Below are 22,615 nucleotides of genomic sequence, written 5' to 3'. Positions count from 1 at the left end.
TTGTATTGAAAAAGTTTAGGGTAGTCTAAAAAATAGTTTCTACCTTTGCATAGAAAATATTTTAAAGATCCTTTGCAGGGATAAATTGGGTCTTGGTATAATATTGATAGACAGCCATTAGGAAATCCATGACAAATGATTTTGTGCCTGTTAGGGCACGACTGGATGCAACCCTATCGTCAGAGCCTTTTCTTAAAAATACTTAAATGATTAAAAACATACCCCGCAAGCGGGAAAGTACCCCGCTTCTTATGGAACAATTGCCTTCCCTACCAGAGGTACATTCTACCATCAATGTGCCCGAGGGCAAAGGCTGGTGGAAAAAAATGGCCGCTTTCATTGGGCCCGGCCTGATGGTGGCCGTGGGTTATATGGACCCTGGCAACTGGGCTACCGATATCGAAGGCGGCTCCCGCTTTGGCTACACGCTGCTGTCGGTGATTTTGATTTCAAACCTATTCGCCATGCTGTTGCAGCACTTGTCGCTGAAACTGGGCATCGCCACCGGACGTGACCTGGCCCAAGCTTGCCGTGACTATTACTCACGCCCGGTGTCATTCGTACTCTGGATTTTATGTGAGATCGCCATCGCTGCCTGCGACCTGGCCGAAGTCATCGGTTCTGCCATCGCCCTCAATCTGCTCTTCGGCATGCCGCTGGCCGTGGGTGTGGTACTTACGGGTTTTGATGTGTTGCTGATTCTCTACTTCCAGCACAAAGGATTCCGGGTGCTCGAAAGCATTGTCGGTGGACTCATTGCCCTGATCATGGTCAGTTTTATCTATGAAATGATCGTAGCCGAGCCTTCCTTGGCGGGTATACTGGGTGGACTGGTACCGCAGGCAAAGGTCGTTACCGATTCCACGGCGCTCTACATCGCCATTGGGATTCTGGGCGCTACGGTGATGCCACACAACCTGTACCTGCATTCGAGCATTGTTCAGACCCGCAACTTCAAGCGGGACGAAGCGGGCAAGCGTTCGGCCATTAAATTCGCTACTGTCGACTCCACAGTTTTTCTGGGCCTGGCTTTCTTTGTCAATGCGGCTATTTTGATCCTTTCTGCGGCTACCTTTCACACCAATGGGCGTTTTGAAGTGGCCGACATCACCGATGCTTACCATTTGCTCGATCCCCTACTGGGCGTAAAATGGGCCAGCATATTCTTTGCGGTGGCCCTGCTGGCTTCGGGCCAGAACTCGACGCTGACGGGTACCCTGGCCGGGCAGATTGTGATGGAAGGCTTCCTGAACCTGCGCCTTAAGCCCTGGTTGCGGCGGCTTATCACCCGGCTCATTGCCATTGTGCCCGCACTGGTGGTGGCGATTCTCTACGGTGAAGAGGGTGCCGCCGAACTCCTGGTACTCAGTCAGGTAATTCTCTCCATGCAATTGAGTTTTGCGGTTATTCCGCTGATCATGTTTACCAGCGACCGGGCCAAGATGGGGGCATTTGCCAACACCCGATGGATGAAGGTCATCAGCTGGGTAGTGGCCGCCATCATCCTGACGTTGAATGCCTACCTTTTGTGGGATACTTTTTTCTGAAAAGAAACTGGAAATTGCCGGCAGGTATGCATTTCCCTTTTCTCTTTTCAACTTTCAATTGATTAAATCCTTACTTTTGGCGACTTTTTTGCTAATATTTAGCACATTACACAAGCGGTAATTCGTCGTCCATGGATCATAGTAGTCATTCACATAGCAACAGTCACAGGAATCTAGAAAAAGTATCGGCCGCCGGACTATTGGTGGCTCTTGGGATCATATTCGGCGACATAGGTACCTCTCCCCTATATGTATTGAGGGCCATCGCCAGTACCGAAACCATTTCAGAATTATTGATTCTGGGAGCTCTTTCGTGTATTTTCTGGACCATTACCGTTCAAACCACCCTTAAATATGTGGTTTTGATTCTACGCGCAGATAATAAGGGAGAGGGGGGCATTTTTGCCCTCTTTGCTTTGGTACGGCGCCATGCCCGATGGCTCACTGTGCCGGCTATCATTGGAGGATCTACCCTACTATCGGACAGCATTATTACGCCACCCATCTCCGTTTCTTCGGCGGTCGAGGGTATCCGGGCCATCTATCCGACCATCGAAACGATCCCGATCGTCATCATCATCCTCACGATTCTTTTTACCATCCAGGTTTTTGGAACCAACAAAGTAGGGGCGGCTTTTGGTCCGGTAATGCTCGTGTGGTTTATTATGCTGGGTACCGTAGGGGCTTTCTCGCTTTCCCACGATCCGGGTGTACTCCGGGCTCTGAGTCCACACTATGCCTACGATTTGCTGGTGGAGCACCCGGGAGGATTCTGGCTGTTAGGCGCGGTCTTTCTGTGTACTACGGGTGCCGAAGCACTATATTCCGACCTGGGACACTGCGGTCGGGGAAATATTCGGATAAGCTGGATCTTCGTCAAATCCTGCCTGCTGCTCAATTACTTCGGACAGGGAGCATACGTGCTCAAGTTTAATGGGCAAATGTTGGCCGAGCGCAATCCCTTCTATGAAATCATGCCGCTGTGGTTTCTGCCGTTCGGAATCGGTATTGCTACCATTGCCACCGTCATTGCCAGTCAGGCTATGCTGAGCGGGGCGTTTACCCTCATCAGCGAGGCTATCCGGCTCAACTTCTGGCCGAAGGTACGTCTTGTGTACCCTTCCGATCAAAAAGGACAGTTGTACGTACCCAGCATCAATTTCCTGCTTTTTGCGGGTTGTATCGGGGTGGTTCTGTATTTCAAAGAATCATCCAAAATGGAAGCGGCCTACGGGCTGGCCATCACCATGACCATGATGATGAATACCATTCTGTTCGGCTACTACCTCTATATTAAAAAAGTGAATATGTGGTGGGTGGCAGGTTTCGTAGGTTTCTACATGTTGGTCGAGGGATGCTTTCTGGTAGCGAACATGGTTAAATTCACCCATGGGGGCTGGGTTACGGTACTCATCGCCGGTGTCATGGGCGGAGTGATGTTCGTATGGTTGCGGGCCTTCTATATCAAGCTGCGGCTTACTGAATATGCCAAACTGGAGACTTACCTGCCGGCTCTTCGCGAACTTAGCCGGGACATCAGTATTCCCAAGTACGCCACCCATCTGGTGTACATGAGCAATGCTTCCCGCGCCAGCGAAATCGAAACCAAGGTAATCTATTCCATTTTTCAGAAACGCCCTAAACGTGCGGATATTTACTGGTTCGTGCACGTTGACACGCTGGATGATCCTTATACCATGGAATACAAAGTGGATGTGTTGGAAGAGGATGACGTCATCAAAGTGACGTTCCGGCTGGGCTTCCGGGTGGAGCAGCGGATCAACCTGTTTTTCCGCCGCGTGATCGAGGACATGGTTAAAAACCGGGAAGTGGATATCACAAGCCGGTACGAATCACTCAGCCGTCAGAACATGACCGGCGACTTCCGGTTCGTCGTGCTCGAGCGCTTCCTTTCCTTCGAGAACGACCTGCCCTATTTTGAACGGATCGTGATGAAAGCCTATTTTTTCATCAAGGATTTCACTACCTCCGAAGACAAATGGTTCGGACTGGACAGCAGTTCTGTCAAGGTGGAGCAGGTACCCCTGGTAATACGACCCGCCGAAAATGTCAAACTCCGGCGGGTGTACAGCTAGGTTATGGACTTCCAGCCCGTCTTAGTAGACAGAATGCCAAAAAAGACGGGCTGGAAGCCGCGCGGCGTACCGTCCGTACTACAAGGCTACTTATCCCAAATTCCTTCCAGGGTATAGTCGGTGCCTGCCTGAGCCCAGGTTTCGCCATTGATGAAGCGAAAATGCTGGTCGAGCTCACCAATACGCGCCATATCGTCATTATCCAGTTCAATGTCAGCGGCTTCAAAATTCTGTTTGATCCGGTCGGGATTTACCGATTTGGGAATTACTACCGTACCTCGGTTGATGGCCCACGCCAGCAGCACTTGCGCCCAGCTACAGCCGTACTTTTCTGCAATTTCCGTAATCGTTTCCTCCTCTGACAGGTTAGGGTCGTCCTCTTTCTTCAACCGCTCAGGCCTGTCGCCCGACCCCAGGGGCGAATAAGCCGTGAGTTGTATGCCGTTTTTATGACAGAAATCCACCAACTCGTTCTGCTGAAGAAAGGGGTGCATTTCTACCTGATTCATAGCCGGTTTGATGCGAGCCGTCTCGAGCAATTTTTTAATTTTTGGCACATTGAAGTTTGACACGCCGATGTGATGCGTCAGTCCGGCATCCACACAGGCCTCCAACGCCTCCCAGGTTTCGGATATGGGTACCTCTTTCAGGCTTAGAAATTCGCTGCTGTCTTTGGGAAAGGCGACGCCCGCTTTCAGGGCTACCGGCCAGTGAATTAAATATAGATCCAGATAGTCTAGCTGGAGGTCGTTCAATGTTTTTTCCAAGGCCGGACGTACCTGCTGCGGTCGATGGGAATTATTCCACAGTTTTGAAGTGATCCATAGGTCTGCGCGTTTTACGGTACCCTTGGCCATCACATCATATAGAGCGCGACCTATTTCGGCTTCATTGCCGTATATTGCGGCGCAGTCGATGTGTCGGTACCCTGCGTTAATCGCTTCTATGACAGCTTTATATACTTCGCCTTCGGCTGATTTCCAGGTACCCAGTCCCAGGGCGGGTATGGCGTCGTTTGGGCCAATCGGTATAGTTTTCATGAATTGGGCTAAAATTTGATTGAAAAAAAATAGATGGAAGGACAAGTTCGTACAAAACTGTTCCCAAACCAAAAATGAGCCGGATATCTACCTGAGGCAGGTGATTTTTTGTGGAAAGTCCAGGCGGCGGAGTGCAAGGTCAATTCAAATGCCCTTACCTTTGGCCGTAAAAACCAATCTACTTTACCCCCTAATCCATGAAAATTCTTATTACGGGCGGAGCCGGGTTTGTCGGTTCATCACTGGCGATAGCCCTAAAAACCAACTATCCCGATTATCAGATTTTTGCCCTTGACAATCTTAAAAGAAGGGGCTCTGAATTGAACATTACCCGCCTGAAAAAAGCAGGCGTGGAGTTTGTCCACGGCGATATTCGCAGCAAAGAGGATTTTGATGCGCTGCCTGCCGTGGATACCGTGATCGAGGCATCCGCCGAACCTTCGGTGCTCGCCGGGCTGGATGGTACCCCCGACTACCTGATCAATACCAATCTGTTCGGAACGGTCAATTGCCTCAACTATGCGTTGAAGCACAAGGCGGCATTTATCTTTCTATCTACCAGCCGAGTGTACCCGATCAAGACGCTGGAAACGCTGAATTTTGTGGAGGAGGAAACCCGCTTTGCCTTAGCGGATGAACAGCCTGTCCCGGGCGCGTCGGCCCAAGGCATCGCCGAGGATTTCCCGCTCGATGGCGCGCGCTCGTTATACGGTACTACCAAGCTGGCTTCCGAATTATTGATTCAGGAATACAAAGAATTTTACAACCTCAAAACCGTCATCAATCGTTGCGGCGTTATCACGGGCCCGTGGCAGATGGGCAAGGTGGACCAGGGCGTGATGGTGCTGTGGGTAGCGAAGCATTACTTCCAGCAGCAACTAGGGTACTTTGGCTATGGCGGCACGGGCAAGCAAATCCGCGATATGCTTCACGTCGCCGACCTCTATCGCCTCATAGACTGGCAATTACACAACCTGGATCAGGTCAACGGCCAAATTCTCAACGCGGGTGGGGGACTGGAAAGCAGCGCGTCGTTGCAGGAGTTGACCAAAATTTGTCAGGAAGTGACGGGCCATACCATCCCCATTAAAGCCGTAGCCGAAACCCGCACGGCCGACATCCGGCTGTACGTGACCGACAACACTAAAGTGACGACGCTCACGGGTTGGAAACCGGAGATTGGCATCAGGCAGATCGTGCAGGAAATCGCCGAATGGCTTAAGGAAAATGAGGAAGATTTAGGGCCGATTTTGAAGTAGGGTACCTCCGTGCCACGATTTTGAACCGTGGCACGGATAACAGTTTTAAGCCGATTTTCAAATCGCCATTTTATCGACTACATTCTTTACAACTTCCGAAAAATAAGCACCATTGTAAGGTCCGAACCAACTCATCGTCACGGTTTCGTATAAGTTCTGGTCGAAGTGTCGGTCGTCGGTGATGTAGCCCGCGTAGGCTCCGTCGAAACTCGTTACCATCAGGTGCATGCCTCTGGCCGCAGCATAGGCGCTCAGCTCGGCCATCAGTTCACCGGAAAAATCGCAAGGGAGCCCCACCAGCAGGATATTGCCAATCCGCAGTGCTTTGACAAAAGATGGGTAATCACCGAACGCCCAGCGGAACACCCAGGGCCGCAGAGCCCAGGTCGTGTTTAGCCGGGGGTAGGTTCCCGCATGGGCAGCATCACTGTAAAGGCTCGTAATGTTGTTACGGGTTCAACCTGTATGCTATCGAAGCTCGACTGAATGGCCGTTTCCACGCCATCGGCCTGATGGCCTACCTGCTCAAAATCGGTCGTCCCTACTTCCTGTGGCCCCATGCTTCCCACGGCCCCGGCCATAAAGACGGCAAAGTCGGCTTCGCCATCTTCCAGGGAATCGACCAAAGCGCCGGCATAATCACGGGAAAGAGCGTAGTTTTTCGAATCCAGTACCGTCGAATGGGCGGCATAGGAACTGAGCAGGGCCGTGCGTCCGTCAGCCCCGCGCAAGTACATATTACGTACCCACGGATCGAGGGTACCTTGATCGCCTACCAATCGGTTCCGGATATCCACCGTATCCTGTACCTGAAGGTACCCCACCTGTACGGGTTGCTGGTTGCGTTGCGCGGCGCGGATGGCCCGGATCATGGCGTCGGCGATGCGGTCGGCGATGACAGGATCAAAGTTTCCGGCAAAGAGTTTGCCCGTGATGGTATCGCCCCAACCGCCAATACTATTGTGGCTATGAATAGCCCCCAGGTAGACCTGGTCAAACCCTATCCCTACCTCGGACAGGCGTTTTTTCAGAGCTTCCGTCACCGTGGGTGGCACAATGAGCAAATCCGCTACCACCAGTACGGCCCGCGTAGCCCCATTGTCAAAAGCGAGCGCCCGCACGTAGACCGAATCGTGAACGCTGGTGTAGGGCTTGCCGCGGCGGTTGCCGTAGCCCGCCATCGGTCCGGGTTGGGCGGGCGTAATGTTGACTTTGGCCCAGCCTGCCTGTAAGGGCTGCGTCGCAGTATCCGCCGAAACCTGAACCGCACCGATGTTCTGCTGCCATTCGCGGTAATAATTCATGTCCTGGTAGGGGGTGTAGTCGATCGTCGTGACCATCGCAAGCACGAGCAGTAGTAGTACCCCCACAAGTCCGCCCAGAATTTTGAGGAAAATTTTCAGGAATTTCATACACGTAAATGTACTATCTTATCTTTTTGACTGCGCTTCCAATTGGAATAATTCAAAAAAAGCGGGAAACTTGCCCATTCTCACTTGTCTACCTTTTTAGAAATACTTCCCCTATGAAATCCTACCTGCTTGCCGAAACAAACTGGAAAGCCATCCAACACGAAAAGTTTGAGTTGGCTATCCTACCCTGGGGTGCCACCGAAGCCCACAACTACCACCTACCCTACGCTACCGATGTGTACGAGGCCGATCATATTGCCGCCGAGTCGGCACGACTGGCCTGGGAAAAGGGCGCGAAAGTCATTGTGCTACCTACGGTACCTTTCGGCGTCAACAGCGGGCAGACCGATATTTTACTCGATATCAACATGCATCCCAGCACCCAGCTGGCCGTGCTAAACGACATTGTGGAGGTTCTTAACCGCCAAGGTATCCGCAAGATGCTGGTGCTCAATAGCCACGGCGGTAACGATTTCAAACCCATGCTGCGCGAGTTGGGGGTAAGGTACCCCCAGATGCACCTGAGCTTTTGTTTCTGGTTCAATATCCTCGACCGCAAAAACTATTTTGAAGAAAAAGGCGACCATGCCGATGAGCTCGAAACCAGCGTGATGCTGCATCTGCGCCCCGATCTAGTACTACCTCTCGACGAATCCGGCGATGGCGCGGCCAAAACCCATACCGTAGCCGCCTTCCGCGAAGGCTGGGCGTGGAGCGAGCGCAAGTGGTCGCAGGTGACGGCCGATACGGGCATCGGCAATCCCAAGAAAGCCACGGTAGAAAAAGGCCAACGGTTTTTTCAGGATTTGACGGAAAAACTGGGTGTTTTTTTTTATGAGTTGGCCAAGGCGGATTTGGGGCAGATGTATGAATAAAGTAGGTTAGGGAATGCCGGACCATACCTCAAAGCTATTAGATCAGCTGCTTCGCTGTCTTTTACATATCTGCCTTTATGTCCTCACTCTATGAGATTTTTTATCGCCATCCACGCGATCATACAAGAGATTAAAAATTGCTGTTATTCCCTGATACTGGCAATACTGCTGACCTTTTTGCTAGGGCCGCCGACGCGCGCGCAGACATCTCCCTACCAGCAACTCGAACGGAAGGTATTCGATCTGAACAATGCGCTTAAATTTAACGAATCGCAAGCACTGCTTCTGCCCGCGCTGCAAAGTGACAAGTTTAGCCCCGACGAAAAGTACCAGGCAGCTATCTTGCTTTCCTACACCTACAAGCGTCTGCAAGACTATCAGTCTACGCTGCAGTTTTTAGAAAAAGCCCGGGGATTTGCCCTACAAACTCCAAAGAAAGAAGCCTATCTGGCCTCTATCATGGCGCAGGAAGCATTCGCCTACTTTGATATTCATAAGTACGAAAATTCCGATAGTTTGATGAAGGCTCTGGAAAAAACCGGCTTCCGGTACATCGACCTTGAGAATAAATCGAAACTGGTGATGCAACAGGGGTACCTGCTATTCATGGACAAAAAATACCAGCAGGCCGAAGCCACTTACGACCGGGCCATTGGCTGGATGCGGACCTCGGACCCCTGCGACCTGCCTATGATCTACGTCAAGAAGATGGAACTGTACAATGCCATGCATAAACCCGAGCAACTGCTGGAAGCTTTTCGGCGCTCAGGTCAGTATGCCGACTCCTGTGGGATTATCAAGTACCACATGTACGCCCATGAGCAGCTGTTGCGCATTTACGAAAGCCACAACGACCCGGCGGCAGTAGCTGTGAGTCGCAAACTGGACTCCCTAAATCTGGAATATGCCCAGACCCAGAACCTGGCCGCCCTGCACAATCAGAAAGAGACTATCCTGTTGAACGAAAAAGACCAGAAACTACAGGATGAGCAGGAGCGCCGTCTGTATCTGACCTTCGGGCTGGTCGGTGCCGTGCTTTTGACTCTTGCATTGCTGGTTTGGGGGGGCTGTATCGCCGCAAAAAACTCAGGATGGAAGTCGAATTTGAACGAATGAAATCTGAACTTGAGGCTTTTTTAGTCCAGCAGCAACAGCAGATCAATCTCCTGAAAAACCAGGATCAAAGCGGAGTTGTCGTTTCTGGCGAAGGTACCTACTCCCAACCCGGTGAGGGAGATCTTTCCGAACGACAGCGGGAAGTATTGGATTGCTTGGCGGCAGGTAAGAGTAACCGGGAAATTGCCGACCAACTGTTCATTTCGGAAAATACAGTAAAGTACCACATCCGCAACATCTATCAAATACTGGACATAAAGGACCGAAAAGATTTGCTGATTAATTTTAGAAAATAGGCTTTGGAGGCTGGAAACGTAAAGACTACCCATTGGGGTAGTCTTTTTTTTGGGCAAAACTACCCGAACGGGTAGGAATCCAACCGCTGCTGACCCCTAGGTTTGCAAATGCTCTACCGTCTCCGCACCGGCTGAGGGCAGCTGGACGATCATTCGAATTATTCTATACACCATACACACACACCTTTTTTTTCCTTTTACCCAAACCACTTTACTACGTATGAAAAAACACTACCTGATTGTGGTAATGCTACTGGCTTTGGTAGCTCCTTGGGCGGGCTACGGTCAACCCCTACCTACGCTCGCTAAGCAGCTCAGTTCTAAAAACAACAGAACTAGTAGCACGTCCAGAAATATGACAACCGGGACGGGAATCGTACCGGAAGGTACCCAGACTGATACGAAGTCCTACAACGACAGCGGCGAATACAAATACGCCGTACCCGGCTGCGGCATGCTGACCCTGACCGCTCGGGGCGCCGATGGAGCCACCAGCATCAATCCAGGTGGGTCAGGAGCTACGCTTACCGCTGATTTTCCCGTTCTAGCAGGTGACACGCTATTCCTCATAGTGGGCCATGAGGGAGGTGGGCTATGGCAGGGGAATAGCGGTGGCGGTAGTGGCGGTGGGGGTACAGGCGTCGTCCTGATCCGTGGTGGAGTTTCCACGCTTCTGATGGTAGCCGCTGGGGGTGGTGGTGCTGGCTTTTCCAACGACCAGAACTACGGCAGTGGCAAAGGTGCTTCCGCTAACGATGGTACACCTCGGGGCGGAACCAGTTCACCGCAGGGTGGCGGCGGCGGAGGTGGCTTCATCATACCGGGTGGCGGCAGCAAGGGCGGCAAGGCTGGTAGGGTTTCGGGTGGTGCGGAAGGCGGCACTGGCTACAACTCGACAGGTAACGCCTTCCGTGGAGGTTTTGGATTTGGCGGCGGTGGTGCCGCCAGCTATGGCGGTAATGAAAATGGCGGCGGCGGCGGCGGCGGCTACGGTGGTGGAGATGCCGGAGCAAATTATGCCGGAGGGCAGGGTGGTACCTCATTCGTACAGACGGTGGGAGTAGCTCCCGCTAGCAATATTGACCGCAAGAATGGAACGGACGGTAGGGGAAATTTTATACGGGGTTCTGTACAGCTTATCTATTCATCCTCCAACCTACCTACGGCCTGCCCAGACTACACCCAATCTTTCAAAGACAGTGGAAATCACAAGTACGCCGTGCCCGGCTGCGGCATACTGACCCTAACCGCTCGGGGCGCTGACGGAGCCACCAGCATCAATAACGGTGGATCGGGAGCTACGCTGAGGGCTGATTTTGCTGTTCAGAAAGGTGACACGCTCTTGCTCGTGGTAGGCCATGAGGGAAATGGTCAATACGCCGCTGATGAGCGTGGGAATAGAAGCGGTGGGGGTAGTGGTGGCGGTGGTACGGGTGTCGTTCTCATTCGTCAGGGTATCTCCTCCCCGCTGCTAGTGGCAGCCGGCGGCGGTGGCGGCGGTTTTGCTAGTAGCGAAGAATTTGGAAGGGGGAAAGGAGCTTCGGCGGCCGATGGTACCGCCCAGGGTGGCAACAGCACCGGAAGGAGCGGCGGTGGGGGAGGTGGCTTCAATGCAAGCGGTGGAGGCGGTACTAAAGGAGGAGAGGCTGGTACATTGACAGGGGGTGGTCAAGGCGGCACGGACTATAATAACTCTTCCGGTTATGAATACACATTCCGGGGTGGGTTCGGATTTGGAGCGGGAGGAGCCGGAAAATACGACTATAGCCGTAGCAACAAAGGCGGCGGTGGCGGCGGTGGCGGCTATGGTGGCGGCAGCGGCGGTCAGAATAGCGACGGGGGCAGCGGAGGTATCTCATTTGTGCAAACAACGGGACCAGTACCTGCCAATAATATTATGCGCCAAGACGGGTTAGACGGGGTCGGTGATTTCATACGCGGGTCTGTGCAGCTATCGCTCAAACTGTCCGAGGTGCAACCGCCTGAACTCGCTACGGCCTCTGGCGATCCCCGGGTGCCTGCCGGACAGCAGTCGGCCACTGTCTGTCAGAACTCCGGAAACGTGACCTTCCTGGCCAGTGGCTGCGATGGTGGTACTATTAACTGGACGGGCGATAACAACAGCAACGGTACGGGCAATATCGTAGCTTCTTCGGCCAACATGGGTACCGTCGTGTACTCCGCTACCTGTACGGCTGGTGGGCTTACCAGCTGCCCGGTGTCTGTCAGCGTGACGACGGTTGCTTCTCCCGTGACTTTGACACCCACCGTCACCCCTGTGAGTTGCCAAGGAGGTAGCAATGGTAAGGTGTCCCTACTGGTCGGTAACGGAACAGCACCTTTCACCTACTCGAACGATGGCGGAACCAATTACGGCTCGCCGACCCACGACAATCCCTTTGCTTTCACAGGCCTATCCGCAGGCACTTATCAATTCCGGGTTAAGGATGCCAAAGGGTGCGCATCTCCCGTGCAGTCAGCCACCGTTACGGAACCTACTGTTGTCACGGTCAGCATCAGCGGCAATACTTCGGTTGTCTATGGCTACGGCAGCAACTGCACCACCCTGACGGCCAGCGCCACGGGCGGAACGGGACCGAAAACCTTCCAGTGGACCGCGGGTACCAGTAGCACCAACACTACCGTCAATGTGTGTCCTACCACCACTACAACCTATACCGTGCTAGCCACTGACCAGAACGGCTGTACGGGTGAGAAGAGTGTTACGGTGATGGTGCTGGATGTCCGTTGTGGCTATGGTGGGGTAAAAATGTGCCTGGGCGGGCGTGAGCTCTGCCTCGCTCAGTATCTGGTCCCTACCTACCTGCGCTTTGGAGCGACGCTGGGTGACTGCAACACCAGCGTTCCGTCGCGCATCGGCTACGAAGAACAACCAAGTGAGCCAGTACTGAGCCTGTCGCTGAAAGCCTACCCCAATCCCACCACCAGTGCCCTGACCGTGGAAGTCAGCGGCCCGGTGGCGGGCGCCGCCCAGCTCGACGTGCTGGATGTGGCCGGTCGGCCGGTGCAGCAGCGGGTAGAGAAACTGAGCGAAGGGATGAACCGGGTGGAGTTCAACCTGGGTGGGCAGGCGCAGGGTACCTACCTGCTCCGCTGCCGCGACGCGTTGGGCCGCCAGGCCGTCGTGCGCGTGCAGAAGCACTAATCACTTATATAGAGCAAAACCAAAGCAACGTGTAAGTACTTTCTAGCACATCCGCCAGCTCGAGAAAACGGGTTGTCGAGGAGCGTTATTTTTCTTTTGCTTACCTAAGCTGATTGTCCATTTGGATAATCAGCTTTTTTTTTATAATAATTTCATTAGCAAGCTGTGGATAAAATTACTCAGAATATATATATTTGCGAAGTGTAATTTTTTTACAAAAAATTATCCCTCATACTTTTTCACCAGCTTAAATTCTCTACTTATTATGAAAAACATTTCCTTATTGTTAGTAATGATTGTGTTGAATCTGGGAATTAGATCCCAAACTAGTGCCCAGACATTCAATAGTACTGGTGCCAATCAAAGTTACACAATAAATGCAACGGGCACTCTAACTATTACTTCAAGAGGGGCTGATGGGGCATCGGCGTTTGCGAATGGAGGCTCCGGAGCCACTGTACAGGCTGATTTTCCAGTACAGATGAATGATGAATTGATTATCGTAGTCGGCAAAGCTGGAATCGGAAACCTTAGTGGACAGGGGTTTGGGGGCGGCGGCGGCGGAAGTGCCGTCATTCTGAAAAGGGGAGGCACCTCTACATTGCTCATCGTGTCCGGCGGTGGAGGTGGCAGTTCGCTGTTAAACAGTGATGGAAGAGGCGGCTTGGCTTCTGACGGCACCCCGGGAGGAGGAAATGTGTTGGGAACTCAATATATAAAAGGGGGCACCGGAGGGGGTGGTTTTGGAGTTGACGGCAGTTCTATTTCTGCTTTTAATACCGTGCTATATTCCGGCGGTCAGGCGGGTACCCTGTCTGGTGGTGGAAATGGAGGTACTAGTCCGATTGGTCCATCTGGTGGGTTCGGTTTCGGGGGAGGTGGTAGCGGCAACAATCTCACTTTCAGTGGCGGCGGCGGCGGTGGCTATGGTGGCGGGAACGGTGGTTTTGGCAGTATCGGAGTGCCCAACATCGGAGGCTCAGGGGGTACTTCTTTTATTCAAACAAGCGGAATTGCGGGAACCAATGCTGTACGCACTAACGGAGTAAATGGAGGTGGAAGCGGGCAGGATGGCAGCGTGATTCTCAATTTTGTATGTGGTGCACCCGCCCCCAACCTATTTACGGCGTATCCTGGCGACGTCCGCGTACCCGCCGGGCAGCAGTCGGCCAATGTCTGCCAGAACTCAGGCGACGTCATCTTCCAATTCGACAACTGCATCGGGGGAACCGTCAACTGGATGGGCAGTGACAACAGTAGCGGCACGGGCAATATCGTTGCTACCTCGGCCAACGTGGGCACAGTGACCTACTCGGCCACTTGTACTCTTGAGGGCTGCACGGGCGAGACTTCCACCGTCAGCGTGACAACCAAAGCCCCGCCCGCCGTGACGATCTCGGGCAACACCTCGGTTATATACGGTTACGGCAGCAACTGCACCACGCTAACAGCCAGCGCCACTGGCGGTACAACGCCCTACACCTACTCGTGGAGTCCGGGCGGTAGCACCAACGCCAGCATCAATGTGTGCCCTACCAGCACCACTACCTATACCGTGACGGTGACTGGCGCCAACGGCTGCTCAACACAAAAAAGTGTTGAAGTCAATGTCAACGACGTGCGCTGCGGCTACGGTGGGGTGAAAATGTGCCTGGGCGGGCGTGAGCTCTGCCTCGCTCAGTACCTGGTGCCTACCTACCTGCGCTTCGGAGCGACGCTGGGCGGCTGCAATTCGAATGTTCCGGCGCGTATCAGTTATGAAGGAGAAACCTCCGAAGCGGTATTGACGCTTTCCATGAAAGCCTACCCCAACCCCACCGCCAATGCCCTGACCGTAGAAGTCAGCAGCGTGGTGGCGGGTGCCGCCCAGCTCGACGTGCTGGACGTAGCCGGCCGGCCGGTGCAGCAGCGCGTGCAGGAGCTGAGCGAGGGGGTGAACCGGGTGGAGTTCAACCTGGGCCGCCAGGCGCAGGGTACCTACCTGATCCGCTGCCGCGACGCGCTGGGCCGCCAGGCCGTCGTACGTGTGCAGAAGCAGTAGTATGAGTAGTGATTTTGCCTGTACCTAATATATGTAGAAAGGGCCCGGATTAGTCGGGCCCTTTTTTTATTATATCAGATCGGAGGTAGGTAGGGAATCCTCAGCTTTTCAAAAAAATCCTCTTCTTCAATCTCCTGCACCTGCCCTGGTGGTAAACCGCCAAGCTTGAGGTTTTCAATGCTTATCCGAATCAGGCGCTGGCAGGGATGGCCCACCGCCCGCGTCATTTTTCGGATTTGGCGGAATTTTCCTTCGGTCAGCGTGATACGAAGCCACGAATGCGGTAAACCTTCGCGGTATTCATAGCCGCCGGAGAACAAATTTTCTGGTTCTTCTACCCGTTCTACTTCACAGGGAGTTGTTACAAAATCCACATTGCCTTTGATGCGTATGGTTACCCCCGTGCGCAGTTTTTCAATCGTTTCTGGGCTTACTTCGCGGTACACCCGCACGAGGTAGGTACGGCGGTGAGGTACCTCTCCCTGAAAAAGAAGTTTGGTGATTTTTTTATTCGTCGTCAGAATCAGCAGCCCCTCCGAATGGTTGTCCAGCCGCCCGATGGGGTGGGTACCTTCGGGGAAGTCGATGCCCAGCTCGCCCAGCATCCGGCCCTGACCGCCAATGAATTGCGAGAGCATAGCGTAAGGCTTGTTCAAAACGAAGTAGCGGTGCTCAGCTTTCAATGCTTGGGTGATGGTATCAGTTTGCAAGTGAGGTTTTAGAATTTTTCATGGACAAAGGTACAGTTTAGGGAGTAGAACCTGATTCGAGAGCATCTTTGAAATACAGTCTCACCGGGTTATTAACGAGCGAATTTTGTGAAGAAAACTCATTTTGAAAACCAGTTCTCGGTTGATACGCCTGCGACTCCTGTTGTGAAGGAGAGTGACGGTACCGCTTGGCCAGCTTTTGAGGATGGTAGTAAAGAGGCTTTTGAAATACTGTATAAGGCTCATATTCAATCTCTCATTCAGTATGGCTATAAGATTACAAGTGACCGTAGTCTGATTCAGGATTGTATTCAGGATCTTTTCGTGGAGTTGTGGCAGAATCGCTCATCGCTTGGCCAGGTCCGTTCAATGAAGCACTATTTGCTCAAATCGCTCCGTTACAAACTTATCAGGGCCTTGCAAAAAGACACCACCCAAACGCTGGATGAAGTAGAAGTACCTGATGATTCGGACACGATTGAAAATCAGATTTTGGCGCAGGAAAATTCTCATCGGTATGCTCAACAACTGGCCGCTGCCTTGCTTCAATTACCCAAGCGACAGAAGGAAGCCATCCATCTTCGCTACTTTCAGGAACTCAGCAACGAAGAAGTAGCTCAGATGATGGGCGTAAACTACCAATCAGCCTGTAAGTTCATCTATACGGCCCTCCGGACGCTGCGCAAAAAACTGCAACTAATTAGTTTGCTTCTTCCCTTCTTTCCGTTTGTCGGAAAAGTTTAATTAAAAAATCTTTGAATAAAATGGATTAAAATCAGAGTTCTCATGCACTGGGGTATGTAAAACATTATCTACCCCATGGCAAAAGATTTTAGAAATTTTGAAATTGAGGACTTTGCCTTTGACGAAACCTTCCAAAACTGGGTACTTGACCCCGATTCCGAGTACCGTAGTTTTTGGGAGCAGTACATTGCTTCTCATCCCCGGCAAACCGATAAAATACTGGCCGCTCGGACACTCGTTCTGGAGCTGAAAACACAACAGTCGATTTCCGACGATCATGATCTGGCCGATTCGATCTGGCAAAATATCCAGCACCGTATTCGTCCTAAACGCCGTTGGCTGCTACCCGCTCGCCCCGGATGGCAGTGGGCGGCCTCAATCGCCTTCCTGCTGGGCATGGCCGCTTATTTAGGATGGATTTATCTGAACCGGGATCTAACCCACCTTCCGGCTATTGCCCGTCAATCTACCCAGGTTGAGTTACTGGAAGAGGTCAACCGGACTACGGGTACCATTAAAATTCATTTGAGTGACGGTAGCGTGGTCAGTCTGGGCCGGGATAGCCGCCTGACCTACCCCCGCGAATTCGCGGCCGACCAACGGGAAGTTCATCTGAGCGGAGAAGCATTTTTTGAGGTACACAAAAATCCCAGCCAGCCCTTTCTGGTATTTGCCGATGAAACCGTAACCAAGGTATTGGGAACGAGCTTTCGTATCAAGGCATATGCGGGTTCTCCCAAGGTGATCGTAGAAGTCAGAACGGGACGGGTTTCGGTTTTTGCCAAGAAAGATTTTGAAAAAGAATTGACCATTCCTGAACGAAAAGGGCTGATACTTACGCCCAATCAACAGGCCATTTTTAACCGTGACTTGTCGCATCTCGATAAAACGCTCATCGAGGTACCCGTCATTCTGGCTTCTCCCGTCGAAAAAATCTCCTTTGAATTTAACAATACCCCGCTTGACCGAATTTTTCAGGTACTGGAAAATGCCTACGGCGTGGAGATTATCTATGAACCCGAGGTAGTTGAAGGGCGGTCGCTGACCGTCGGTTTGGAAGACGAAAGCCTGTATGAGAAGCTGGATGTAATTTGTAAAACGCTAAGCCTGTCGTACCAAATTGTTGATGCTCAGATAATTATTGAAAATAAAAACCCGAAAAAATAAATTTATACCAGTACCCTAATTAGACTTTTATGTAAAAAAATGTCCTGATTAAAAAGTCGATCATGTGACCAACCTAACCGACTTTGAACCCATCCCGGAATAGCGGGAAATAGTTTTGCTGATTCTGTTTTCAATGCACCTTACAAACCTTCAAATTCATGAAAAAACATCGACATGTTCATGTACTGTTAACTATGATCAAGTTTACATGCGTCCCTCTTTTTCTGGCTTTTCTGACCTTCGGGATCAGCGTAGCCCGGGAAGGCGTTGCTCAGGAATTACTTGCCCGGCCCATTTCGCTGGAATTGACGAATCAGGATATTCGGATAGCCCTAAGCCAAATTGAGAAATCGGCCGAGGTGAAGTTCAGCTACGAACCAACTTTGCTTAAAAGCCGAAAGCGGGTAACCCTGGAAGCCCGCAACGAACCCCTGGCCTCGGTATTGACCAGACTCTTACGTCCGCTGGACATGACGTACGAAGTGTCAGGGAAGTACATTATCCTTACCCGCCAAAGGGAGATTAGCTTAGCTGCCGATCAAAAAACGGTCGAAGCTCGGAATGCGCCTGTAGATATTACCGTGTCGGGCAAAGTGACCGACGAAAGCGGAGCGGAATTGCCGGGAGTCAATGTGCTGGTGAAAGGTACCCAGCGGGGTACCACAACTGACGCCGAAGGAGAGTACAGCTTGTCTGTTCCCGATCAAAATGCCGTGTTAGTGTTTAGTTTCGTAGGTTACGAAAGCACGGAGATGACCGTGGGCAATTCTACAAGACTTGATGTTTCGCTGAAAGTCAACATAAGAGCGCTGGGGGAAGTGGTTGTGGTAGGGTATGGTACCCAAAGCAAAAAAGACGTCACTGGTTCCATCGCTTCTCTCAATACGCAGGCGATCAAGGATATGCCCGTGACGAACATTGGCGAAGGTATGGCCGGGCGCATGCCGGGCGTGCTGGTCCAGCAGGCTTCGGGTGCACCCGGCAGTGGTCCTTCGATCAAAATACGGGGACTAGGGTCTATTAGTGCGGGAAACGGGCCGTTAATCGTGGTAGATGGTCAACCGTTGAATTCGGGCGATTTGGTCAATGGCAGTGGCCTGAACCTGATCAACCCGAATGATATCGAAACCGTGGATGTGTTGAAAGATGCTTCGGCTACGGCCATTTTCGGATCGCGCGGCGCCAATGGCGTGGTGATGATTACTACCAAGCGCGGCAAAGCCGGCAAGAGTACGATCAATCTCGATTATTACACGGGTATCCAGGAGGTGAGCAAAACCATGGATATGCTGAACGCCCAGCAGTTTGCAGAGTTTAGTAAGTCGGCGCATAACAACGCCTACCTGGAACGGGTACCTGGTGCTTCCATTACGGACCCCAACAGTGCCCGGCCGGCCGCGCAACGCTACCGCTACCCCCGTGGCGAATTTCCGGGCCTGGATTTCGATAATCCGGCGGGAATTCAGAGCTACGATTACCAAAGCCTGATTTTCCGAACCGCGCCCATCAGCAACTACCAGCTATCCGCATCGGGAGGAAGTGATAAGGTACAGTACATGGTGTCGGGAAACTACCTCAAGCAGGATGGGATTATCAAACAGTCCGGGATCGACCGCTACACGTTCCGTTCCAATGTAGATGCCCAGGTGAGTCCCCGTATTAAGGTAGGCATGAGCATCAGTCCCAGCTTTACCAAAGAACGCAGGATCAATTCCGACGGACACTGGGCCAGCAATGGGGTGATCAACGCCGCTTTGTCCCAAGTACCCATTGTCCCTATTTATCAGGCGGATGGCGTAACCTACAATTCACAGGCCTCCATTGCCGCTCCCTACGATTGGGCTGGGGTGACGAATCCCGTGGCCAATATTACCGAAGCCGACAATAATGTCAATACCCTTCGGCTCCTGGGAAATACTTACCTCGAAGTAGGCATCTGGAAAAGCCTGAAGTACCGCGGGAGTGTAGGAGGGGATATTACCTATCTCCGCCAGAATCTCTACCGGGCCTCGACCATGCCGCTGAACCAGCTCCTGCCGCCCAACATCAGTACCGGCTCGTCCATCACCAGCCAAAACATCAACTGGGTTACCAACCACACGCTCGACTACTCGTTCGAACTAGGTACCGCCCATCGTTTCACCGCGCTGATTGGAGTAGAGGCTCAGCAGAATACCTTTGAGAACAACCGCGTAGATGCCACCAATTTCCCGAACGATATTGTCCGTACGGTCAACGCGGGGGTCATATCGGGGGGTAGCTCATTCAAAGAGCAGTATTCGCTGGCTTCTTATTTTGGCAGAATTGGCTATGTTTTCAATGACAAATACTTGTTCAATGCTTCCATCCGGCGCGATGGCTCGTCACGGTTTGGGGCCAACCAGCGATATGGTACCTTCCCATCGGCTTCGGTGGGCTGGCGGGTCAGTGAAGAGCCGTTCCTGAAAAACGTGGCCGCCATTTCGGAATTGAAACTGAAAGCCAGCTTTGGTCTTTCGGGTAATAACGCTTTTGCCAACTACGGTTCCATCGGCACATTGGGGATCGACAACTATGTGATCGGGAATGGTCTGGCCAATGGCTTGGCTACCAACGTGATCGGTAATCCTAACCTAACCTGGGAGAAGAGTCGGCAAACGGATATAGGAGCGGAATTAGGGCTTTTCAAAAACCGGGTTTTCCTCCTGGCCGACTACTACTCCCGTATCACTTCTGATCTGCTGCTGTCCGTCCAGGTACCCAGCCTGACGGGATTCACGTCGGCTAATCAGAATATTGGCAAGGTCGAAAACAAAGGAATGGAGTTCGGACTTACTACCCGTAATACGGTAGGTACCTTTGCCTGGACTACGGATCTCAATCTCTCTTTCAACCGCAACAAAGTACTGGCACTGGGGCCCACCGGAGATGCGATTCGGAGCGGATCGGGAGTTGGGGAAACCAACATTACTGTGCTGGGTGAACCTTTGGGCAATTTCTATGGCTACCAGCAGATTGGCGTATTCCGAGATCAGGCTGAACTCGATGCCTTCCCCCATTTTGCCGACTCACGTCCCGGCGACGTTAAATTTGCCGATGTCAATAACGACGGAGTAATCAATGCCAATGACCGGACCCTGATCGGGAACAATCAGCCCGATTTTATTTATGGCATTAACAATACTCTTACCTACGGCGGATTTGATTTAAGCATATCGGCTCAGGGTGTCCAGGGTGGCCAAATCCTGAATCTGAGTCGGCGCTTTATCGAAAATCTGGAAGGAAATCAGAATCAACTAACTACCGTTCTGGATCGGTGGCAGTCGCCCGAGCAACCGGGCAACGGCATTGTTCCCCGGGCCAATACCCGCTCCACCGGCAACAACAACGCGATTTCCAGTCGGTGGATCGAAAGCGCGAGTTATTTCCGGATCAGAAACATTACCCTGGGCTATCGCTTGCCAAGTTCGCTTTCCGACCGGATAAAAATCCAGAATGCCCGCGTTTATGCGGGAGTACAAAACGCCTTCACCTTTACGAAGTACTTAGGGTATAACCCCGAGGTAAGTGGCTACGAAAACGCCCTGACCGGCGGAGTGGACTACGGCTCGTATCCTTTGGCCCGTACCTACACTATTGGCCTGAACCTCTCTTTCTGAATTCGATCGGCGATAGAATCCCGCGTATTTTATTCTAAAATAAAACCAATATGAAAAGCAAAGTCATAATAACCCTAATCGCTGCGTTGAGCTTTACGGGCTGTAAAGAAACATTCCTCGACCTGGCGCCCATCTCTTCGGCCAGTACGGCTACTTTTTTCAAGACCCAAGCCGATATGATTACGGCCATCAATGGGGCCTACGCCACCCTGCAGGCCGGGGGGCAGTACGGCAACTACTATATTCTGGGCGAGATTCCTTCGGACAATACCACCCCGGTTTTGTCAGGCTCGGTTACGGACCAGGATGAATTCGACAAGTTCTACATCCGGACTACCAACCCCGTTTTGCTGGCCCGCTGGAACGACGGCTACCGGGGAATTTACCGTGCGAATACCGTGATCGACCGGATCGGAGCGGTGGCCATGAACGAAACCCTGAAGGCACGGATTACGGGCGAAGCCAAATTCCTGCGGGCTTTGATGTACTTTAACCTAGTACGGGTATTTGGTGATGTACCTCTGGTCCTGAAAGAAATCGACGATCCATCCGAGGGCTATGAGTACGGACGTACCCCGGCCAGCGAGGTATATGCCCAGATTATAAAGGATTTGTCGGAGGCCCAGCAGGTACTTCCGGATAGTTATAGTGGTACGGACGTGGGTAGGGCCACGCGGGGAGCCGCCAAATCGCTGTTAGGCAAGGTGTACCTTACCACTAAGCAATATGCCGAAGCGGCTGCTGTCTTAAAAGAGGTGATCGACAGTGGGATTTACGACCTGCTGCCCACCTATGCTGCTGTTTTTAATCCGGCCAATAAAAACAGCAAGGAATCCATTTTTGACGTTCAGTACAAAAAAGGCCTGGTACCTCGCGAAGGGAGTGGGTTTGGCAACAGTTTTGCTCCCGAAAACTCCGGCAATGCCGTGATTCAGTTTGGGGGTGGGGGCAACAATCGGCCTACACCGGATATGGAACAGGCGTATGAACCGGGCGATTTGCGTAAAAATATTTCGATGGCAACGGGCTATACCAACGCTCAGGGAAACAGAGTAGACTACTATTTTGTGAAGAAGTACCTCGATGCCCCTGTGGTCAGCGGTGATTCGGACGACAACTGGCCCGTACTACGCTATGCCGATGTATTGCTGATGTACGCTGAGGCCCTAAACGAAATCGGAAAAACAAGCGAAGCCCTGCCTTTCGTGAACCGGATCAGAAAGCGGGCAGGGCTGAACGATCTGTCCATCAGTAGTCAGGCGGATATGCGCCTGGCCATCGAGCAGGAGCGCCGGGTCGAACTGGCTTTTGAAGGTCATCGCTGGTTCGATCTGGTTCGGACGGGCCGGGCCCTACCCGTTTTACAGGCCAAAGCAGCCGCGATTGGTATCAAGACCAATCTGACGGCCGATAACCTTATCTGGCCCGTACCCCAGAGTCAGATTGATATCAACCCATCCAAAATCAAACAGAATCCGGGGTATTGATCAAAACAAAAGTACCGTTGA

The 22,615-nt window shown here is 52.2% G+C and carries 16 protein-coding genes; 12 read left to right on the top strand and 4 right to left on the bottom strand.

What is annotated here, in order from left to right:
- The first annotated feature begins 206 nt into the window (after positions 1–206).
- Together GBK04_RS07660 and GBK04_RS07655 are read left to right on the top strand one after the other, a co-directional pair.
- A complete protein-coding gene (locus GBK04_RS07660) occupies positions 207–1,547 on the top strand; it encodes an Nramp family divalent metal transporter (RefSeq protein WP_373330801.1) in 1,341 nt (446 codons plus the stop codon).
- Positions 1,548–1,678: 131 nt separating this feature from the next.
- Complete coding sequence (locus GBK04_RS07655) at positions 1,679–3,643, top strand: KUP/HAK/KT family potassium transporter (protein ID WP_152758326.1); 1,965 nt, start codon at positions 1,679–1,681, stop codon at positions 3,641–3,643.
- A gap of 86 nt (positions 3,644–3,729) precedes the next feature.
- On the opposite strand, the gene GBK04_RS07650 is transcribed toward GBK04_RS07655, so the two are convergent.
- Entirely contained in the window at positions 3,730–4,683 is a 954-nt protein-coding gene (locus GBK04_RS07650; protein ID WP_152758324.1) for an aldo/keto reductase, read from the bottom strand.
- Between the two features lie 197 nt (positions 4,684–4,880).
- Here GBK04_RS07650 and GBK04_RS07645 point away from each other — a divergent pair, with 197 nt between their 5' ends.
- Positions 4,881–5,942 (top strand): NAD-dependent epimerase/dehydratase family protein, encoded by a 1,062-nt coding sequence (locus tag GBK04_RS07645; RefSeq protein WP_152758323.1) that lies wholly within the window; start codon positions 4,881–4,883, stop codon positions 5,940–5,942.
- Between the two features lie 57 nt (positions 5,943–5,999).
- Here GBK04_RS07645 and GBK04_RS30425 read toward each other — a convergent pair whose 3' ends face one another.
- Together GBK04_RS30425 and GBK04_RS07640 are read right to left on the bottom strand one after the other, a co-directional pair.
- Positions 6,000–6,308: a hypothetical protein gene (locus GBK04_RS30425; protein WP_373330800.1), complete on the bottom strand. Its 309-nt coding sequence runs from the start codon at positions 6,306–6,308 to the stop codon at positions 6,000–6,002.
- Positions 6,309–6,334: 26 nt separating this feature from the next.
- Complete coding sequence (locus GBK04_RS07640; protein WP_373330799.1) at positions 6,335–7,354, bottom strand: neutral/alkaline non-lysosomal ceramidase N-terminal domain-containing protein; 1,020 nt, start codon at positions 7,352–7,354, stop codon at positions 6,335–6,337.
- Between the two features lie 113 nt (positions 7,355–7,467).
- Between GBK04_RS07640 and GBK04_RS07635 the strand changes: the two genes are divergently transcribed.
- The 5 genes from GBK04_RS07635 (at position 7,468) to GBK04_RS07615 (ending at position 14,848) form a co-directional block, all read left to right on the top strand.
- Positions 7,468–8,229, top strand: coding sequence for a creatininase family protein (locus GBK04_RS07635; RefSeq protein ID WP_152758321.1), 762 nt, complete (start codon positions 7,468–7,470; stop codon positions 8,227–8,229).
- A gap of 90 nt (positions 8,230–8,319) precedes the next feature.
- Positions 8,320–9,345, top strand: a complete 1,026-nt coding sequence (locus GBK04_RS07630; protein WP_152758319.1) for a DNA-binding response regulator — start codon at positions 8,320–8,322, stop codon at positions 9,343–9,345.
- Positions 9,342–9,641, top strand: coding sequence for a helix-turn-helix domain-containing protein (locus GBK04_RS07625; protein ID WP_152758317.1), 300 nt, complete (start codon positions 9,342–9,344; stop codon positions 9,639–9,641). Before GBK04_RS07630 ends, GBK04_RS07625 begins: the two co-directional genes overlap by 4 nt.
- Before the next feature lie 220 nt (positions 9,642–9,861).
- Positions 9,862–12,807: a T9SS type A sorting domain-containing protein gene (locus GBK04_RS07620; protein WP_152758315.1), complete on the top strand. Its 2,946-nt coding sequence runs from the start codon at positions 9,862–9,864 to the stop codon at positions 12,805–12,807.
- A gap of 265 nt (positions 12,808–13,072) precedes the next feature.
- Positions 13,073–14,848 carry a T9SS type A sorting domain-containing protein gene (locus GBK04_RS07615; RefSeq protein ID WP_152758313.1) on the top strand — a complete coding sequence of 592 codons (1,776 nt, stop codon included), beginning with the start codon at positions 13,073–13,075 and terminating at the stop codon, positions 14,846–14,848.
- A 74-nt stretch (positions 14,849–14,922) separates the two neighbouring features.
- Here GBK04_RS07615 and GBK04_RS07610 read toward each other — a convergent pair whose 3' ends face one another.
- Entirely contained in the window at positions 14,923–15,558 is a 636-nt protein-coding gene (locus tag GBK04_RS07610; RefSeq protein ID WP_373330798.1) for a pseudouridine synthase, read from the bottom strand.
- A gap of 108 nt (positions 15,559–15,666) precedes the next feature.
- On the opposite strand from GBK04_RS07610, the gene GBK04_RS07605 reads away from it, so the two are divergent.
- The 4 genes from GBK04_RS07605 to GBK04_RS07590 all read left to right on the top strand — a co-directional run bounded on the left by GBK04_RS07605 (position 15,667) and on the right by GBK04_RS07590 (position 22,594).
- Positions 15,667–16,302: an RNA polymerase sigma factor gene (locus GBK04_RS07605; protein ID WP_152758311.1), complete on the top strand. Its 636-nt coding sequence runs from the start codon at positions 15,667–15,669 to the stop codon at positions 16,300–16,302.
- Between the two features lie 75 nt (positions 16,303–16,377).
- Positions 16,378–17,469: a FecR family protein gene (locus GBK04_RS07600; protein ID WP_152758309.1), complete on the top strand. Its 1,092-nt coding sequence runs from the start codon at positions 16,378–16,380 to the stop codon at positions 17,467–17,469.
- Between the two features lie 158 nt (positions 17,470–17,627).
- On the top strand, positions 17,628–21,107 hold the full coding sequence (locus tag GBK04_RS07595; protein WP_152758307.1) for a TonB-dependent receptor: 3,480 nt from the start codon (positions 17,628–17,630) through the stop codon (positions 21,105–21,107).
- A gap of 50 nt (positions 21,108–21,157) precedes the next feature.
- Positions 21,158–22,594, top strand: coding sequence for a RagB/SusD family nutrient uptake outer membrane protein (locus tag GBK04_RS07590; protein ID WP_152758305.1), 1,437 nt, complete (start codon positions 21,158–21,160; stop codon positions 22,592–22,594).
- Positions 22,595–22,615: the final 21 nt, after the last annotated feature.

The sequence above is a fragment of the Salmonirosea aquatica genome (assembly GCF_009296315.1).
Taxonomy (GTDB): Bacteria; Bacteroidota; Bacteroidia; order Cytophagales; family Spirosomataceae; genus Salmonirosea; species Salmonirosea aquatica.
This window is presented reverse-complemented; position numbering and strand designations above follow the sequence as displayed.

Coding starts and splice junctions, on each gene's coding strand:
- GBK04_RS07650 (WP_152758324.1), bottom strand. CDS start 4,683: ATGAAAACTATACCGATTGGCCCAAACGACGCCATACCCGCCCTGGGA.
- GBK04_RS07645 (WP_152758323.1), top strand. CDS start 4,881: ATGAAAATTCTTATTACGGGCGGAGCCGGGTTTGTCGGTTCATCACTG.
- GBK04_RS07620 (WP_152758315.1), top strand. CDS start 9,862: ATGAAAAAACACTACCTGATTGTGGTAATGCTACTGGCTTTGGTAGCT.
- GBK04_RS07640 (WP_373330799.1), bottom strand. CDS start 7,354: ATGAAATTCCTGAAAATTTTCCTCAAAATTCTGGGCGGACTTGTGGGG.
- GBK04_RS07625 (WP_152758317.1), top strand. CDS start 9,342: ATGAAATCTGAACTTGAGGCTTTTTTAGTCCAGCAGCAACAGCAGATC.
- GBK04_RS07660 (WP_373330801.1), top strand. CDS start 207: ATGATTAAAAACATACCCCGCAAGCGGGAAAGTACCCCGCTTCTTATG.
- GBK04_RS07590 (WP_152758305.1), top strand. CDS start 21,158: ATGAAAAGCAAAGTCATAATAACCCTAATCGCTGCGTTGAGCTTTACG.
- GBK04_RS07600 (WP_152758309.1), top strand. CDS start 16,378: ATGGCAAAAGATTTTAGAAATTTTGAAATTGAGGACTTTGCCTTTGAC.
- GBK04_RS07630 (WP_152758319.1), top strand. CDS start 8,320: ATGAGATTTTTTATCGCCATCCACGCGATCATACAAGAGATTAAAAAT.
- GBK04_RS07595 (WP_152758307.1), top strand. CDS start 17,628: ATGAAAAAACATCGACATGTTCATGTACTGTTAACTATGATCAAGTTT.
- GBK04_RS07615 (WP_152758313.1), top strand. CDS start 13,073: ATGAAAAACATTTCCTTATTGTTAGTAATGATTGTGTTGAATCTGGGA.
- GBK04_RS07635 (WP_152758321.1), top strand. CDS start 7,468: ATGAAATCCTACCTGCTTGCCGAAACAAACTGGAAAGCCATCCAACAC.
- GBK04_RS07655 (WP_152758326.1), top strand. CDS start 1,679: ATGGATCATAGTAGTCATTCACATAGCAACAGTCACAGGAATCTAGAA.